Genomic DNA, 17935 nt, shown 5'->3' with positions numbered 1-17935 from the left:
GCCACTATTTATCTGACAGGAGTTTGTGAGTTAAAACCACAACAGAGCGACCTTGAATTTTAATATCTTCTCCGGCTTTGCATGTCTCTTTCTTTTCCCAATCGGGTTGTGCAGTATCCAGTATTTTTTGCCAATCTGGAGCAAATTGCTCTGGGGGTAGTATATAGGTAAGTGGTTCGTGGTGGGCATTAAAAATGATGTAAAAGTGGTCGTCCACCATTTTTTGCCCCTTTTCGCCGCGTGTTTTTATGCCTTTTCCGTTAATATATACGCCAAGTGATTTGGCAAAATCGGCTTTCCAATGCTCCTCGGTTAGTTCGGTACCTTCGGGTAAAAACCAGGCTATGTCATTAATGCCCTTAATAGGCTGACCCTGAAACCAATGCCTCCGACAAAATGTAGGATGGTTTTTTCGCAGATCGATCAATTTTTTGGTGAAGTTAAGCAAGGCTGTGTCCTGCTTATCCCAATTTATCCACGATAGTTCGTTATCCTGGCAATAAGCGTTATTATTGCCATTTTGCGTTTTGCTCAATTCGTCTCCCGATACCAGCATAGGCACGCCCTGCGAGAGGAAAAGTGTAGTTAAAAAGTTACGTTTTTGGCGTTCGCGCAATTCGTTAATGGCACTATCATCAGTTGGCCCTTCTGCACCGCAGTTCCACGACCGGTTGTTGCTTTCGCCATCGTTATTACCCTCGCCATTGGCATCGTTATGCTTATCATTATAGCTAACCAAATCGTTTAAGGTAAAGCCATCATGAGCGGTAATAAAGTTGATGCTGGCAGTTGGCCTGCGATAATCGTTTTGATACAGATCGGAGCTTCCGGTAAAGCGTTCGGCAAAGTCAGATAACATACTATCTGCCCCGCGCCAGTAATCGCGTATACAATCGCGGTAAATGCCGTTCCACTCGGCCCATCCCGGCGGAAACTTGCCCACCTGGTAACCACCTTCGCCAATGTCCCACGGTTCGGCAATCAGTTTAACCTGCGATATAATAGGGTCCTGGTAAATAATATCAAAAAAGGCACTTAACTGGTTTACTGCGTGCAGTTCGCGCGCAAGGGTTGCAGCCAAATCAAACCTAAAACCATCAACGTGCATCTCGGTAACCCAGTAGCGCAAACTATCCATCAGCAAACGCAATACGTTTGGCAAATTGGCATTTAAGGTGTTGCCGGTACCGGTATAATCGTTATAGTAGCGTTTGTCGTCGGTTAAGCGGTAGTACGATGCATTGTCTATACCCTTAAACGATACCGTTGGGCCTAAATGGTTACCTTCGGCGGTATGGTTGTAAACCACATCCAGTATCACTTCAATGCCGGCTTTGTGCAATTCTTTAACCATGTTTTTAAACTCGGTTACCTGCTCGCCAACTACTCCCGAACTTGAATAACCCGAGTGAGGTGCAAAAAAGCCAATGGTGTTGTAGCCCCAATAATTACTTAAACCTTTCTCTTTCAAATGCCCGTCTATTACAAAATGGTGCACGGGCATCAGTTCAATAGCGGTAATGCCAAGGCTTGTTAAATAGGCAATCATGGCGGGGTGGGCCATGCCTGCATAGGTTCCCCTAATTTCGTCGGGTATGTCGGGATGGGTTTGGGTTAAGCCTTTAACGTGTGCTTCGTATATGATGGATAAATGATAGGGCCTGTTAGGGCTGCAATCGTTTTCCCAATTAAAAGAAGGGTCGATAACTACCGCTTTTGGAATGAATGGCGCACTGTCAATATTGCTAAAGCTAAGGTCCTCTTCCGGGTTGCCGGGTTCGTAGCCAAAAATGCCGTTGTTCCAGTCAATCATGCCTGCAATAGCTTTGGCATAAGGGTCTATCAGTAACTTGTTTTGATTGTAACGATGCCCGTTTTGGGGTTCGTAAGGTCCATCAACCCGGTAGCCATATAACTGGCCTGGTTTTATTCCGGGCAGGCAAACATGCCATACCTGGTGCGAGCGTTCGGTTAACTGTATTTTTTCAATTTCGGTTTCGTCGTTAACCGAGTTAAATAAACATAAAGTTACTGCCGTGGCATTGTCGGCGTATAACGCAAAATTAACGCTTTTGCCATCCCATGTTGCACCTAAGGGGTAGGGCTGCCCCGGGTAAATTTCTGTAGTCATATGGTTATCCTGTTTTTTAGGTGCTACAACATCGAAAAATAGCTAACTGTTTTAGTTGGAGGTTAAATATTAATATTACAGTTGTAATGTATTGTATGTTAGTCCTATTATCCCTGGCTTAAAGGTTTAAAAGCGAAGGCTGGATGTGTGTTTTTTACCGAATACCACGCCCCGCAATTACCCGTAAAGCAAGGTAAACCATAGTACAGATTGGTGCTTTGAATATTTGAATTATTAGAATGAAATGCTAAATTTACTGCTCCGTGCATAGCTTATGCAGCAACAAAATTTATGATGAAACAAGAAGATTTAATTTTAGGTATTGATATTGGCGGATCGCACATAACGGTTGGTTTTGTAGATTTGAATACAAGGGAAATAGTGCAAAAGTCGTATTTCAGGGCATTTATTAATTCGTGGGGAGAGGCTACAGATATTATTGCAGCCTGGACCGCAATAATTGAACAAGCTTTTGCTACGGTAAACATAACCGAAAAAAAAATTGGCATAGCTATGCCCGGCCCGTTTGATTATGAAGCCGGAATATCATACATAAAAGGCAACAAAAAATACGATTCGTTATACGGTTTAAATATTAAACAACTATTGGCCCAAAGGCTTAATATACCAACAGCAAACATTTTAATGTTTAACGATGCCGAGTGTTTTTTAAAAGGCGAAGTGTTTGCGGGTGCTGCGTTAAATAGCAAAAAAGCAATTGCTTTAACCCTGGGCACCGGTTTAGGTACCGCTGTTTACAACAACGGTGTAGCTGCTGATGGTGAATTATGGAATTCGCCAATGATGGATGGAATTGCTGAAGACTACATATCAACCCGCTGGTTTTTAAAAGAATATTTTGACCGCACGGGCATCAACATAGCCAACGTAAAGGCTTTGAATGATATATGCGGTGTTTCGGGCGTAGCGCGGGCTGTTTTTAAGCTTTTTGCCGAAAATTTGGCCGTGTTTTTAGAGAGCTTTATTGAAAAAGAGCACCCCGATGTAATAGTTATTGGTGGTAATATTACCAAAGCATCGTTACGGTTTATGCCACATCTTTTAAGTTGCTTAAACAAAAAAGATATTCATATCCCTATCGAAATAACCGAATTGGGCGAACTTGCACCGCTTTTTGGCGCGGCAAGCTATTGGGTAAACAATACCTATCATTTGCAGGATACCGAGTAAATTAATTTACTGCCTTGTTCACTGCAAAATAGAGGAGCGCGGTATCCGATAATGAATTTAGGTATCTAACAGCAAAACATTATTTGATTATTGATATGCTGTGTTAAATATTACATCTTCTTTCCTTTTCTACCATCAATGTTAGTGTACTCATGCTAACATCCTACAATGGCTTGCTTAAATTATACAACATGCCTATGCCCATCTCTGGTAAATTTGTTTCAATTAAAATCTAATCAATTACCAATTTATTGTTAGGCCGCGTATTGCTGCACAAGCTATGCTCAATAATTTGAGCGATTAAATTATGGTTTATACTGATACACATGCTTGATAACATTACACTAAAAGGAATTACCTGGAACCATAGCCGCGGTTTTGTACCCATGACAGCCACTGCGCAGCGCTTTGCCGAATTAAACCCATTGGTAAACATAACCTGGGAAAAGCGCTCGCTACAACAATTCGCAGATCTTTCCATCCAGCAGTTAGCCGAAAGGTATGATTTATTGGTGATAGACCATCCCTGGGCTGGTTTTGCCGCTAAAACAGGATCGATACTTCCGTTTGATAAATATTTATCGAAAAGCTTTTTGCAAGATCAGGAAGCAAATACCGTTGGCCATTCTTACGAAAGTTACTCATACGATGGGCACCAGTGGGCGTTGGCAATAGATGCTGCAACGCCGGTAGCCGCCAGCCGCCCCGATCTGTTTAAAAAATACGGCCTGGAGCTGCCTAAAACCTATAACGATTTGCTTGCCCTGGCAAAACGCGGCCTGGTAGCTTTTCCGGCCATACCGATAGATTCGTTAATGACGTTTTATACTTTTTGCTGTTCACTGGGCGAAGACCCTTGCCAGCAGGAAGACAAAGTGATAAGCGAAGCCACCGGTATTAAAGCACTGCAATTATACAGGGAGCTGGCCCAAAACATCGATGTGGCTTGTTTTAATAAAAATCCGATCCAGATATACGAAACCATGACGCTGGGCGATGATATAGCTTATTGCCCGTTTGCTTATGGTTATTCAAATTATTCGCGCAATGGTTATGCACGTCAATTGCTTCATTTTCATGACATGATAACCCTTAACGGCAGTTCAAATTTACGCAGCTCGTTAGGCGGTACGGGTATTGCCATTTCGTCAAATTGCAAACATGTTGATATAGCCATGCAATATGCTCAATTTGTGGCATCACCCGCTTGCCAGCTTGGCTTATATACCCATAATGGCGGCCAGCCAGGGCATTTAACCGCCTGGACGGATGCCCAAACTAATCAAATAACGCATAATTATTTTGCCAATACTTTACCGGCATTGCAACGTGCCTATTTGCGCCCGCGGTATTTTGGCCACATGTTTTTTCAGGATCATGCAGGCGATATGGTACGCAATTACCTGATGAACGGCGGCGATGAACGCGAAGTATTAAAGCAAATGGACGACCTCTATCTGCAATCAAAACAAAAGGTACAGGCATGATAAAGCCATTGGAGGGTTTGCTTGTATTAGAGTTTGCGCAGTTTATGGCCGCGCCAACAGCAGGCTTGCGGCTTGCCGATTTGGGCGCGCGCGTTATTAAAATTGAACGCCCGGTAAAAGGCGAAGCTGGCCGCCAGATAGCCATCCGCAATATTTTTGTAAATGGTGATAGTTTGGTTTTTCATACCATTAACCGCAATAAAGAATCGTACGCGGCAGATTTGAAAGACCCGGATGATATGGAGCGCATAAAAAAGCTCATTAAACAGGCCGATGTTATTACCCATAATTTCCGCCCCGGCGTAATGGAAAAAATTGGGCTCGATTATGAGTCGGTTAAGGCTATTAATCCGCGCATAGTTTACGGTGTTGTAACCGGCTATGGCACAAAAGGCCCCTGGGCTTTGCGTCCCGGCCAGGATTTATTGATTCAATCCTTATCCGGCTTGGCCTATTTATCGGGCACTAATGATGCCGGCCCGGTACCCTTTGGTTTGGCTACAGCCGATATGATTTGCGGTGCGCATTTTGTGCAAGGTATTTTAGCCGCGCTAATTAAACGCGCCAAAACCAATACGGGTTTGCTGGTAGAGGTGAGCCTCATGGAATCGGTGATTGACTTGCAATTTGAAGTGATAACCACCTATTTAAACGATGGCGGTAAACTGCCGCAACGCAGTGCCGTAAAAGGCAACGGCCATGCTTATTTAAGCGCCCCTTACGGGATATATGAAACACAGGATAGTTACCTTACCCTGGCTATGGGCGACTTGTTTAAAATAGGGAAGGCTTTAGGCGTTGATAACCTTGCCGAATTATACCCCGAAAAAGCATCGTGGTTTGATAAGCGCGACGAGATTATGACCCTGCTGGCAGAAAAGATAAAACAAAAAACCACAACCAAGTGGCTAAGTGAACTGGAAGCCGAAGGCATTTGGTGCTCCCAAGTTTTAACTTATAAGGAAACCCTTGAGCACGAAGGCTATAAAGTAATGGGAATGAAGCAGGAAGTAAAACTGCCCGATGGCAGCAGTTTGAGTACAACCCGTTGCCCCATCCGTATTAACGGAGAAAAACTATATTCGGATGTGGCCGCGCCGCGCCCCGGCGCACAAACCGAAGCCATTAATTTACAATATAACCTGATATGAAGCCACTGGAAGACTATTTGGTTATCGATTTTAGCCAGTTCCTATCGGGGCCTTCGGCAGCTTTAAAACTGGCCGATTTGGGTGCGCGGGTTATAAAAATTGAAAAACCTGTTACGGGCGATATATGCCGCCACTTGTACACCTCTAACGTTATCATGAATGGCGAGTCGTCGGTATTTCATGCCATTAACCGTAACAAGGAAAGTTTTGCTGCCGATATTAAAAACGAAGCGGATAAGCTTCAAATATGGCAACTGGTAAAACAAGCCGATGTGGTAATGCACAACTTTCGCCCCGGCGTAATGGAGCGTTTGGGTTTTGATTATGCCAGCGTGCAGCAAGTAAACCCATCGGTAATTTACGGCGAAATATCCGGCTATGGCGATGAAGGTCCCTGGAAAGATAAGCCTGGTCAGGATTTATTGTTGCAATCGTTAACCGGCTTAACCTGGTTAAGTGGCAACGCAGGCGGCCCCGTACCCATGGGCTTGTCTATTATTGATATGCTGGCGGGCAACCATTTGGCACAAGGCATTTTAGCCTGCCTATTGCGCCGCACCATTAGTGGCGAAGGCGCTTTGGTACAGGTAAGCATGCTCGAATCGGCCATCGATTTTCAGTTTGAGGCCATTACCACCTATTATTACGATGGTAAATTGCCTGAAAGATCTGAAAAAAATAATGCTCATGCTTATTTAGGTGCGCCTTACGGCATATACAAAACCGGCGATGGTTATATGGCCCTGGCTATGGGCTCCATACCGCAACTGGGTACTTTATTAGGTTGTGATGCTTTGCTACCTTATACAGACGTTGCCGAAGCTTTCCATAAGCGGGATGAAATTAAGGCCATATTAGCCGGTCATTTATTATCGGGCACCAGCCAAAAATGGCTTGATATTTTGCAAAAGGCCGATATATGGTGTGCCGAAGTGTTATCGTGGGATAAACTAATGGCGCACGAGGGCTTTACAACCCTGGATATGCTACAGCAGGTAACCATGAGCGATGGTTTTAATTATCGCACCACGCGCAGCCCCATCCGTATTGATGGCGAGTTGCTTACATCGCCTAAAGGCTCACCAAAACTTGGCGAGGATAACCAAACCATTATACAGCAATTAATAAACAAGCATGAGTAGCGGTACATTAAAAATAGCCGTCCGCAAATTTGGACCGTTTGAAACTGCCCTGCAAAAGCTATGGGATAACTATTGTGCCGAAACCGGTTGTACCTTAATAGCCGAAATGGTGCCGATGGATCTGGACGATTTACACAATGCTATTTTAGAACAAAACGGCCTTAAAAATGGCGATTGGGATATTGCACACGTAGTTACCGATTGGCTTTACGAAGCCTGGGAAACCGGGGCTTTAGAGAATTTGCAACCCTACATTACACAAAACCCGCCCGATGATTATCCCTGGGGATGGAGCAGTTCGCTGCTATCGATGCAGCAGTTTGGAGAAGCCGTTGCCGGATTACCTTTTCACGACGGCCCCGAATGCTTAATTTACCGTAAAGATTTATTTACCGATGTTAAAGAAATAAAAAGGTTCCACGAGCTGCACGGCAAGCATTTACAAGTGCCAAAAACCTGGGATGACTTTAAAACCGTTGCCCAATTTTTCCACCGTCCGGAAGAGAATTTATATGGAACAGTCTTCGCCGGATTGCCGGACGGCCATAATACCGTTTTTGATTTTTGCCTCCAGTTATGGACACGTGGCGGCAGTTTGGTTAGCGATAACGGCCTCATCAACATTGATACCACCGAAGCGTTGGAGGGCCTTACTTTTTACCGCGATATTTTGCGCGATAAACAGGCTGTACACCCCAATACCATGCAATACGAATCGGTACAGGCGGGTATGGCCTTTGCCCGTGGCGAAGCCGCCATGATGGTTAACTGGTTTGGCTTTGCATCAATGTGCGAGGTGATAAACGAATCGGTAGTGAAAAACAAAGTAGATATAGCTTACATGCCACATACTGCGGGCAACCAACCGGCATCGTTAAATGTGTATTGGGTATATGCGGTGGGTGCGGGCAGTAAGCATAAACAAACAGCTTACAATTTTATACGCTACGCTGTTAGTGCCCGTAACGATAAATTATTAACGCTTGAAGGCGGCATAGGCTGTCGCATTTCTACCTGGGTTGATGGCGGCATTAACGCCATTATACCATATTACCATAAATTGGAGCAACTGCACCAAACCGCCCGTTCGTTACCGCAAAAAGGCAATTGGGCGCAAATTGCCAAAATTATTGACGACCTTGTACTTGCTGCTATTAATACAGCTACACCTGTTGCGCAATTGCTTGCCCACGGGCAGCAAAAAATAAGCGCAATAGATAAACCAATTGTAAATTATGCAAATACCTTATAAACCCATATTACCACATACTGCGGTACCTATTGTTATTATTGGCGCAGGTGGCATTGTTGGCGATGCACACCTGCCCGCCTATAAAAAGGCCGGTTTTAATGTAATTGGCATAACTAACCGCACCCGTGGCAAAGCCGAAAAACTGGCCGCCGAGTGGGGCATTCCAAACGTTTATGATAACGTTGCCGATGCAGTTGCCCATTCGCCGGCCAATACGGTTTACGATATTACTATCATGCCCGATCAGTTTATTGAAACCCTGGAGGCATTGCCCGATGGTGTAGGCGTGCTCATTCAAAAACCCATGGGCGACTACTTTTGGCAGAGTAAAAAAATATTGGCGGTTTGCAGGCGTAAAAACCTGGCAGCAGCTATTAATTGCCAGCTCCGTTTTGCACCATACGTTAACGCCGCCCGGTATTTAATAGAGCAGGGCATAATAGGCGAGTTATACGATATGGAAGTACGCGTAACTTTACAAACCCCCTGGGAATTGTTTCCGCATGTAATGGTGCATCCACGTTTGGAGATACAATACCACAGTATCCATTATATTGATTTGATGCGGTCGTTTTTGGGCGACCCTAAAACGGTGATGGCTAAAACATTGAAACATCCGGCCAAAACTTTATCGTCGTCGCGCTCAACCATTTTGTTTGATTATGGCGATACCATGCACGCCGTTATCAATACCAATCACGATCATTCCTTTGGGCCGCATAACCAGGAAAGCTTTATTAAATGGGAAGGCACCAAAGGCGCAATTAAGGCCCGTATGGGTTTGCTGATGGATTACCCGCACGGCGTGCCCGATAAATTTGAATATTGCGTTTTAGAAGAAGGCAAAACTCCCGAATGGCACGAAATTGAACTGGAAGGCTCCTGGTTTCCGGATGCATTTATCGGCACCATGAGCAGCCTGATGCGTTATAAAAACGGCGAAAGCGATGTGCTGCCAACCAGTGTTGAGGACGTTATAAAGACGATGGCCGTTGTTGAAAGTGCCTACCTATCGAGCGACAATGGCGGCGTGGTGGTAAGTGAAAGATTTTAATGATTTGGGATTTCGGAGTTTCGATTTCGGATATTGATAATCAACCTGGTAATAATAAAAGCGAGGGCCTTGTGCGATTCCCCTCTTGAGAGGGGCGGAGGGGTGTGTTTTTTCTCCACGCGATGAATAACACACCCCTGCCACCACACAAATCCACTGCGCCCCTCTCAAGATGGGAATTTAAAAAGCAAATAAAACCAATAACCTAATAACCAATAAAATACACAATGTACTTTAAATCAACTTTTTTTGAAGATTATACCATAGGTGATAAACGCGTAACCTTTGGCCGTACCATTACCGAAACAGATTTTGTGGTACATGCAGGCCATACAGGCGATTTTTTCCCGCATCATATGGATGCCGAGTGGTGCGCCACGCAGCCGTTTAAACAACGCATTGCGCATGGCACCATGATATTTAGTATCGGTATCGGGCTAACCGCTTCGGAAATTAATCCCGAAGCGTTTTCAAAGGGGTATGATAAGCTACGTTTTGTAAAGCCTGTTTTTATTGGTGATACCATCCACTCCGAAATTACCATATCCGAAAAAGCCGGGGCCAAAAAGCCCGAATACGGCACCGTTACCGAACATGTAGAAATTATTAACCAGCATGGCGAAGTGGTTGTGGTGTGCGATCATTTGTTACTTGTAAAAAAACAAACCGTTTAAAACCATATCATGCAACCAGCATCAAATACCGAAGTTATTTCCGAAAGCTCATTAAAAGGCAAAACATTGATGTTGCCTTTTGTGCTGATATGTAGCCTGTTCTTTTTATGGGGAATGGTACACAACCTCGATGGCATCCTTATTCCGCACTTAAAAAAGGCATGCCAGTTAAACAACCGTCAATCTACATTGGTTGATACCTCTATCTTTTTGGCCTATTTCCTTATGGCCGTTCCGGCGGGGATGCTGCTAAAGCGGTTTGGCTATAAAAACAGCATCATAATTGGTTTGGTTTTAGCTACTATTGGCGCAGCATTGTTTGTTCCTTCGGCAAATGCATTGGCTTACACCGGGTTTTTAGGTGCGCTATTTATTATAGGTTGTGGCATTGCCATATTAGAGACTGCTGCTAACCCTTATTCGGCTATATTGGGTGACCCGGCCGGGGCTACAACAAGGTTAAATATCGCGGCTTTTTTTAACGGTATTGCCGCTATGGTTGGGCCGTTTGTAGGTACCAAACTCATACTTTCGGGTACCGATTATAGCGAGGTACAATTAAAAGCCATGTCGGTAACCCAACGCTCTGCCTATTTTTTGCACGAAGCCTCGTCTGTAAAAATGCCTTACACTGTATTAGCTATTGCTTTAGCATTGGTTGCAATTTTATTTTTTGTTGCCAAATTACCCGAAATAAAAGCATCAACTAAAGAAGAAACATCAGGGGGTAACTTTTTTGGGGCATTAAAGCACAAGCATCTATCGTGGGCGGTAGTAGCACAATTTTTTTATGTTGGCGCACAGGTTTGTGTAACCAGTTTTTTTATCCGTATGGCCAAGCAAGGTGCTGGTTTTGACGAAATAAAGGCCGGATATTATTTAGCCATGTATGGCTTTTTATTTATGGGTGGCCGCTTTGTGGGTACTATCTTTCTACAGTTCATCAAATCTCACAAACTGCTTTCTATTTACGCGGTTGTAGCGGCGTTATTATGCGCGGTGGCAATTTTAGGTAAGGGCAGTTATGTAGTTTATTGCCTTGGTGCTATCGGTTTCTTCATGTCTATCATGTTCCCAACAATATTCGCCTTGGGGATAGATGGCATTGGCGATGATACCAAGCCTGGTTCGTCATGGCTCATTATGTCCATTGTAGGTGGGGCGGTTGTGCCTTATTTAATGGCAACAGTTATTGATTTAAATGGCGATAACATCCAGATCGGCTATATCATTCCGTTGATCTGTTTTATTGTGATCTTATACTTCGGCGTAAGCGGATATAAAATAAAAAAGAGTATTGCTTAATGGAAAGAATAACCGCTAAATATTATATAGAAACCCCGTACGCTTTAGAAAAAGCCGCGCAGGTTTTGGCAGGTGAACAATCATCAGGTACGTTTGTAGCCGTTCCCGGCGAAACGGAGGAACTGAAGGCGCGCTTTGCTGCGAGGGTTGAAAAAATTACACCTTTGGAATCGGTAACCCAACCGGCTATTCCGGGAGCTACTGCTAAGGATGGTTTGTACCATCGAGCCATTATTGAGGTTTCGTGGTCGATAGAAAATTTTGGTTATAACCTGCCCGTACTGGTATCTACCTTACAGGGTAATTTATACGAGATAACTCAATTTACGGGCTTAAAACTGATGGATATTGATTTGCCGCCAAGTTATGGCGAGCATTTTATAGGCCCACGTTTCGGCATTGCCGGGAGCCGCAAAAGTACCGGTGTTGAAGATAGGCCGCTGATTGGCACAATCATTAAACCCAGCATCGGCATGTCGCCACAGCAAACGGCGCAGTTGGTAAAAACCCTGGCCGAAGCAGGTATTGATTTTATTAAAGATGATGAGCTATTATCATCGGCAGCTAATTCCAAATTTGAAGACAGGGTTGATGCCATTATGCATGTAATTAATGCTCATGCAGATAAAACGGGCAAAAAAGTGATGTATGCCTTCAACCTGAGCGACGAGGTTGATAGTATGCTTGCGCGATACGATTACATTGTTAAAGCCGGCGGCACCTGCGCTATGATAAGCATCAACAGCGTTGGCCTGGCAGGCACAAAAAAGATTTGCGACCAGGGCCAACTGGTGATACATGGCCATCGCAACGGCTGGGGAATGATAAACAGGCACCCATTGCTGGGTATTGAGTTCCCGGCGTATCAAAAACTTTGGCGACTGGCCGGGGTTGACCAACTACATGTGAACGGCATCCAAAACAAATTTTGGGAAAGCGACGATTCGGTAGTGCGCTCGATGGAAGCATGTTTAACGCCTTTGTTTAAAGGCGAAACACCTATTCCGGTTGTATCATCGGGGCAATGGGGCGGGCAGGCATTCGAAACCTATCGCCGCACCGGCACCACCGATCTGCTTTATATGGCGGGCGGCGGTATTATGGCCCATCCCGATGGGCCGGGCGGTGGGGTAGTGGCCCTGCAACAAGCCTGGGAGGGTGCAGTAAACGGCTTAACTTTACAGGATGCTGCAAAGCAATACCCCGAATTTGCAAAATCGGTTACAAAATTTGGCAGTAAATAATGGCAAACAAGCATAAACTTTTACTGGCCTACTACGGGGACGATTTCACGGGATCAACCGATGCGCTGGAATTTTTAACCCGTGCCGGTATAAAAACGGTATTGTTTATAGTAGCTCCCACGGTTGAGCAGTTAGAAAAGTACGACGGCCTGCAAGCCATCGGCGTAGCAGGCATGACGCGATCGATGTCGCCTGCCGATATGGAAGGCCAATTGCTGCCCGCCTTTTTGGCACTGAAGCAATTAGGAGTACCGCATGTACACTATAAGGTATGCTCTACGTTTGATTCGTCGCCGCGCATTGGCAGCATAGGTAAAGCTGCCGATATTGGCGCAAAAATATTTAGCGCACCATTTATACCGCTGTTGGTAGCCGCCCCTGCATTGGGCAGGTATTGCGCTTTTGGTAACCTGTTTGCCCGTATGGGGATAGGCAGCAAAGGCGAAATATTCCGGCTGGACAGGCATCCGTCAATGAGCAAGCACCCGGTTACCCCGGCAGATGAAGGCGATTTGCGTTTGCACCTGGCTAAACAAACCGTACAAACCATTGGCCTGATAGATATTTTAACCATTGGTTTGTCCCAGCAACAAAGCGAGAAAAAATTACAGGAGCAGGTAGATGCCGGTAAGCAAATTATATTGTTTGATGCCTTGTACGAAGACCAGCTATTTCCCATAGCTCAACTGATTGATGGTTATGCATCGGCAGATAAGCCCTTGTTTTCTATCGGTTCCTCTGGTATAGAGATGGCCCTGGGTAAGTTGTGGGCCGCTCAGGGTATCGCGCAAAGCAAAACAGAATGGCAAGCTGCCGGAGAGGCTAAAACCATGTTAGTGGTATCGGGCAGTTGCTCGCCGGTTACGGCAATACAAATTGAATATGCTATAGATAATAATTTTGCCGATATAGCCCTCGACACCATTGCTATTGCAAGCTCAAAAGATCTCAAAACTACGGTTGCTGTTTATATCCATTTAATTGCGCAACTGCTGCAACGGGGTATCCCGGTTATTATACATACCAGTTTGGGTACAGAAGACCCGCGTTTTAAGAAAACGTATGATTTTTTTGCCCAACAAGGTTTAACCCAAAACGACATCCGCGAAAAAACGGCGCAACTTTATGGTACCGCACTGGGCCTTATTGCCGTAGGTGTGGCAGGTAAAACCACTTTACAAAGGTTGCTCATTGCCGGTGGCGATACATCAGGCTATGTTGCACGCGCAATGGGTATAGAGGCGGTTGAAATGATAGTTCCAGTTTCGCCGGGAGCGCCGTTATGCAAAGCTTACGCGCCGGGTTCGGCAGCCGATGGTATGGAGGTAAACTTTAAAGGCGGCCAGGTAGGTGCCGAAAATTATTTTGAATTAGTGCTTAAAGGCCAAACAACCACATAATTATGAAACCAAAAACATTAGGACTTATCCACACGTCGCATACGCTAATACCTGTATTTCAGCAGCTTTGTAAAGAGTATTTGCCGGGTATAACCACATTTAATATTGTTGACGATAGCCTGGTACGCAACATTCGCGAACGCGGCCAACTTACACCAGCTATTAGTAAACGCGTTGCCGATTACGTAGCTTCTGCCGAAGATTCGGGTGCTGATTTTATACTGGTTACCTGCTCATCTATTGGTGCCGCCGTTGAGGCCTCCGCCGAAGTAGCACATGTGCCCGTTTTACGGGTTGACCAACCGATGGCCGATTTAGCCGTGCAAACCGGGAAACGCATTGGCGTTATTGCAACCCTATCAACCACATTAGAGCCCACAAGCGATTTGGTAAAACGCCGCGCTGCCCTTGCCGGGAAAGAAATAGAATTAACATCGCAGGTATGCGAAGGCGCGTTTGACGCCTTAATGAGCGGCGATGCCGCCAAACATGATGCGCTGGTTGCCGACGTATTGCGTGATCTTTCAAAAAAGGTAGATGTGATTTTACTGGCCCAGGCATCAATGGCGCGCGTGGTTGATACTTTGGCAGAAGAAGATAAAATTGTACCTATTGTGGCCAGTCCGCCAAATGCCATTAAATATTTGGCCTCAATTTTAAATTGATGATGATAAAGTTATTGCAAAGGTTTTGTTTGTATATAAGCGGCCTTGCGCTTTTGGTGCTGTTGTTTGGTATAATAAATTTAAACACCGCTTTATGGCAAGCCGCTGCTGTTTGCCTCGCGGTGTGTTTTGCAATAGGTATTGCATCACTTCACAGCCTTAAAAATTATCAGTACACAGCCTGGATAATTGTGGCTGTTGTTGCTGCCATGATATATCCTCATGCATTTTTAAAATGGGGAAGTGTTGATTTGCGCAACAAATGGCTCATCCTCATTATTGTACAAATGGTAATGTTTGGGATGGGTATCCAAATGAGTATCCGCGATTTTTCGGGACTGGCAAGTACAGGCAAGGGCGTGCTTATCGGCTTGGCCTGCCATTTTTCAATAATGCCATTGATGGGCTTTTTGCTCACACGGATATTTCATTTTGAGCCCGAAATTGCCGCAGGTATCATCCTCATCGGTTCGTGTTCCAGTGGTTTGGCTTCTAATGTAATGGTGTATCTGGCACGTGCAAACCTGGTGCTATCGGTAACGGTTACTGCAATGGCAACGCTTGCCGCACCATTTTTAACACCCCTGTTAATGCATTTACTCGCCGGAACTTTAATTGAGGTTAAGTTTGTTTCCATGATGATGGAGATCATCAAAATAGTTATTGTACCCATCGGGGCAGCCTTTGTACACGATTATCTTAAACATGCATCGGCCAAAGGCAAACGCAACACTTATAGTATTGCCGCCCTGTGTGTTGTTTGGTTAGCGTTACAACCATTTGGTGCATGGCAATGGTTAAGCCTTAATTTATCGGCCCCGGCACTGCAATCGGCAGAGGTATTTAACTTTTTAACCGGGGCATTTATTGTTGGCGCGGTTTATCATCAGCTTTACTTAAACTATCGTAGGGTAGACGAGTATATCCCTTATTTGTCAATGTTCGGTATTGTATATTTTACCACAGTTACTACCGCCGCCGGGCACGATAACTTATTGCACGTTGGTTTATTGCTGTTTCTGGCATCGGTAATACATAATGGCGCGGGTTACTTTTTTGGTTACTGGCTTAGTCGTTTGTTTAAACTCGATAAAAATTCGGCGCGTACCATAGCTTTCGAAGTTGGTTTGCAAAACGGCGGCATGGCATCCGGCCTGGCTGGTAATATGGGTAAATTGGCTACGGTGGGCCTTGCGGCAGCAGTGTTTAGCCCGTGGATGAATATATCTGGCTCCATATTGGCCAACTATTGGCGCCGCCAACCAACCGGTGAAGAAATTGCCGAAAATAAAGCCGGAGTGTAATAATTACAATACTTTGGCCCTAAAGCTAATATCGTATACCTTGTAGAAAAAATCCTATATAAAATCAACCATTTTAGGGTGCATATTTGAATGAGATTATTAACCTGATCGTTTTCTTATAGAATTTTATCAAGTACAAGTAAACAACGGCATGTGTAAATATGACCTTTTGTATAAACAGATATAAACCTTTAAAAATGAATAAAAAAATTATTGCCGGTATTGTTTTCATCAGCTCAATTGGTGCTATCAATTCGGCTCGGGCGCAATATCCGCGCGTACCACCGGCAATGCAGGCCACGTCAGATTCGCTGGCGAGTATTGAAAGAAAACGATCAGACGCTGCTTTTGAAAAAGCAATGGTTATAATGAAACAAGAGGGTAAACCTTTCGTTCCCTGGGCAGCAAAATCATCCGATTTGCCGCAGGCAAAAATTCCTGCATTTCCGGGTGCCGAAGGTGGCGGGGCATACACGGCTGGCGGTCGTGGCGGTCGTGTTATTGTGGTAACAAACCTTAACGATTATGGCCCCGGTTCGCTGCGGGACGCATGCGAGCAAGGCGGCGCGCGTATTGTGGTATTTAACGTGGCCGGTATCATTAAGTTAAGTCAGCCCATTAGCATCCGTGCGCCTTATATTACTATTGAGGGGCAAAGCGCACCAGGCGATGGCGTTTGCATAGCCGGCGAATCGGTATGGATTGATACACATGATATTATTGTCCGCTTTATGCGTTTCCGCAGAGGTGCTACCGATGTTGCCCGTCGCGATGATGCCTTTGGCGGTAATCCGGTAGGGAATATTATATTAGATCACGTTTCGGGTAGTTGGGGCTTAGACGAAGTGATGTCTTTCTATCGCCACGTTTATGATCGTAGCGGCGCTCACGATAAGTTGCCTACCGTAAACATTACCATTCAAAACTCCATGTTTGCCGAAGGTTTAGATACTTATAACCATGCATTTGGCAGCACAATAGGTGGCCGTAACAGCACTTTTATGCGTAATTTATGGGCAGATAACGTTGCCCGTAACCCGTCGGTAGGTATGGATGGCGATTTTGGATTTGCCAACAACGTGATTTTTAACTGGTGGAACCGCAGTATTGATGGCGGCGATAATAAATCGTTGTTCAATATCATTAACAATTACTTTAAACCCGGGCCAATAACTCCGTTAGATAAACCCATCAGCTACCGGATATTGAAACCCGAATCTGGAAGGGATAAATCAAACAAAGGTTTATTTGGCCGTGCCTATGTCAATGGAAACATTGTTGAAGGCAACGAAAAGGTAACAAAAAACAATTGGGACGGTGGTGTGCAGATACAAGATATGCCAAACGCTGGCCGTTATACCGACAGCATCCGTGTAAACGAAGCTTTCCCGATGGCTAAAATAACTTTGTTAACAGCCCAGGAAGCGCACGATTATGTGTTAGAAAACGTAGGCGCAAATTTACCAAAACGTGATGCCGTTGATAAACGCATTATTGAAGAAGTGAAAACCGGAAAAATATCATTTGTGCCCGGTACCGATAACAGTAACGGCAGCAAATGGGTTAAACATCGTTTGCCCGATGATTCGTACAAACAAGGTATCATTACCGATATAAGCCAGGTTGGCGGTTACCCGGAATACAAGGGGACACCGTACAAAGATTCGGACAAGGACGGTATACCCGATGAGTACGAAATTAAACACGGCTTAAACCCCCACGATGCTAAAGATGCTACATTGTTCCCTAAAAACGGCGGCGGCTATACCAGTATCGAAATTTATTTAAACAGCCTGGTACCGCTTAAAACGGTAGTGCCTATGCCTTCTAAATAATGCGTAACGCTGTGCTATACCTGGCGTAAATCAATTTTAGTTGCTTTACCTGGGTATAATACAGAGTTATAAATATAAGACGTATTTAATAGGGAGGATT

At 44.8% G+C, this 17935-nt stretch carries 14 protein-coding genes; 13 read left to right on the top strand and 1 reads right to left on the bottom strand.

Annotated features, from left to right (window positions below; translation table 11 throughout):
• Positions 1–4: 4 nt before the first annotated feature.
• On the bottom strand, positions 5–2131 hold the full coding sequence (gene glgX, locus BDD43_RS22405; protein WP_121199950.1) for a glycogen debranching protein GlgX: 2127 nt from the start codon (positions 2129–2131) through the stop codon (positions 5–7).
• Positions 2132–2422: 291 nt separating this feature from the next.
• On the opposite strand from glgX, the gene BDD43_RS22400 reads away from it, so the two are divergent.
• The 13 genes from BDD43_RS22400 (at position 2423) to BDD43_RS22340 (ending at position 17835) form a co-directional block, all read left to right on the top strand.
• Entirely contained in the window at positions 2423–3322 is a 900-nt protein-coding gene (locus BDD43_RS22400; protein ID WP_121199948.1) for an ROK family protein, read from the top strand.
• Positions 3323–3648: 326 nt separating this feature from the next.
• The gene (locus BDD43_RS22395) at positions 3649–4809 is read left to right on the top strand and encodes an ABC transporter substrate-binding protein (protein WP_121199946.1); all 1161 of its coding nucleotides are present in this window, start codon (positions 3649–3651) and stop codon (positions 4807–4809) included.
• A complete protein-coding gene (locus tag BDD43_RS22390; RefSeq protein ID WP_121202085.1) occupies positions 4809–5960 on the top strand; it encodes a CaiB/BaiF CoA transferase family protein in 1152 nt (383 codons plus the stop codon). The genes BDD43_RS22395 and BDD43_RS22390 overlap by 1 nt, the downstream gene beginning before the upstream one ends.
• Entirely contained in the window at positions 5957–7102 is a 1146-nt protein-coding gene (locus BDD43_RS22385; protein WP_121199944.1) for a CaiB/BaiF CoA transferase family protein, read from the top strand. The genes BDD43_RS22390 and BDD43_RS22385 overlap by 4 nt, the downstream gene beginning before the upstream one ends.
• The gene (locus tag BDD43_RS22380; RefSeq protein ID WP_121199942.1) at positions 7095–8354 is read left to right on the top strand and encodes an extracellular solute-binding protein; all 1260 of its coding nucleotides are present in this window, start codon (positions 7095–7097) and stop codon (positions 8352–8354) included. The genes BDD43_RS22385 and BDD43_RS22380 overlap by 8 nt, the downstream gene beginning before the upstream one ends.
• Positions 8338–9408, top strand: a complete 1071-nt coding sequence (locus BDD43_RS22375; protein WP_121199940.1) for a Gfo/Idh/MocA family protein — start codon at positions 8338–8340, stop codon at positions 9406–9408. Before BDD43_RS22380 ends, BDD43_RS22375 begins: the two co-directional genes overlap by 17 nt.
• A 227-nt stretch (positions 9409–9635) precedes the next feature.
• On the top strand, positions 9636–10082 hold the full coding sequence (locus tag BDD43_RS22370) for a MaoC family dehydratase (RefSeq protein WP_121199938.1): 447 nt from the start codon (positions 9636–9638) through the stop codon (positions 10080–10082).
• Between the two features lie 9 nt (positions 10083–10091).
• Positions 10092–11387: an L-fucose:H+ symporter permease gene (gene fucP / locus BDD43_RS22365; RefSeq protein WP_121199936.1), complete on the top strand. Its 1296-nt coding sequence runs from the start codon at positions 10092–10094 to the stop codon at positions 11385–11387.
• On the top strand, positions 11387–12631 hold the full coding sequence (locus tag BDD43_RS22360; protein ID WP_121199935.1) for a ribulose-bisphosphate carboxylase large subunit family protein: 1245 nt from the start codon (positions 11387–11389) through the stop codon (positions 12629–12631). Before fucP ends, BDD43_RS22360 begins: the two co-directional genes overlap by 1 nt.
• Entirely contained in the window at positions 12631–14031 is a 1401-nt protein-coding gene (locus BDD43_RS22355) for a four-carbon acid sugar kinase family protein (protein ID WP_121199933.1), read from the top strand. The genes BDD43_RS22360 and BDD43_RS22355 overlap by 1 nt, the downstream gene beginning before the upstream one ends.
• 2 nt (positions 14032–14033) lie before the next feature.
• Positions 14034–14696: an aspartate/glutamate racemase family protein gene (locus BDD43_RS22350; protein ID WP_121199931.1), complete on the top strand. Its 663-nt coding sequence runs from the start codon at positions 14034–14036 to the stop codon at positions 14694–14696.
• Entirely contained in the window at positions 14696–16000 is a 1305-nt protein-coding gene (locus BDD43_RS22345) for a bile acid:sodium symporter family protein (RefSeq protein WP_246001735.1), read from the top strand. The genes BDD43_RS22350 and BDD43_RS22345 overlap by 1 nt, the downstream gene beginning before the upstream one ends.
• Before the next feature lie 197 nt (positions 16001–16197).
• The gene (locus BDD43_RS22340; RefSeq protein ID WP_121199929.1) at positions 16198–17835 is read left to right on the top strand and encodes a pectate lyase family protein; all 1638 of its coding nucleotides are present in this window, start codon (positions 16198–16200) and stop codon (positions 17833–17835) included.
• The last annotated feature ends 100 nt before the right edge of the window (positions 17836–17935 follow it).

Source organism: Mucilaginibacter gracilis (assembly GCF_003633615.1).
Taxonomy (GTDB): Bacteria; Bacteroidota; Bacteroidia; order Sphingobacteriales; family Sphingobacteriaceae; genus Mucilaginibacter; species Mucilaginibacter gracilis.
The sequence above is the reverse complement of the archived record's forward strand: the minus strand, read 5'-3'. Positions and strand labels throughout refer to the sequence as shown.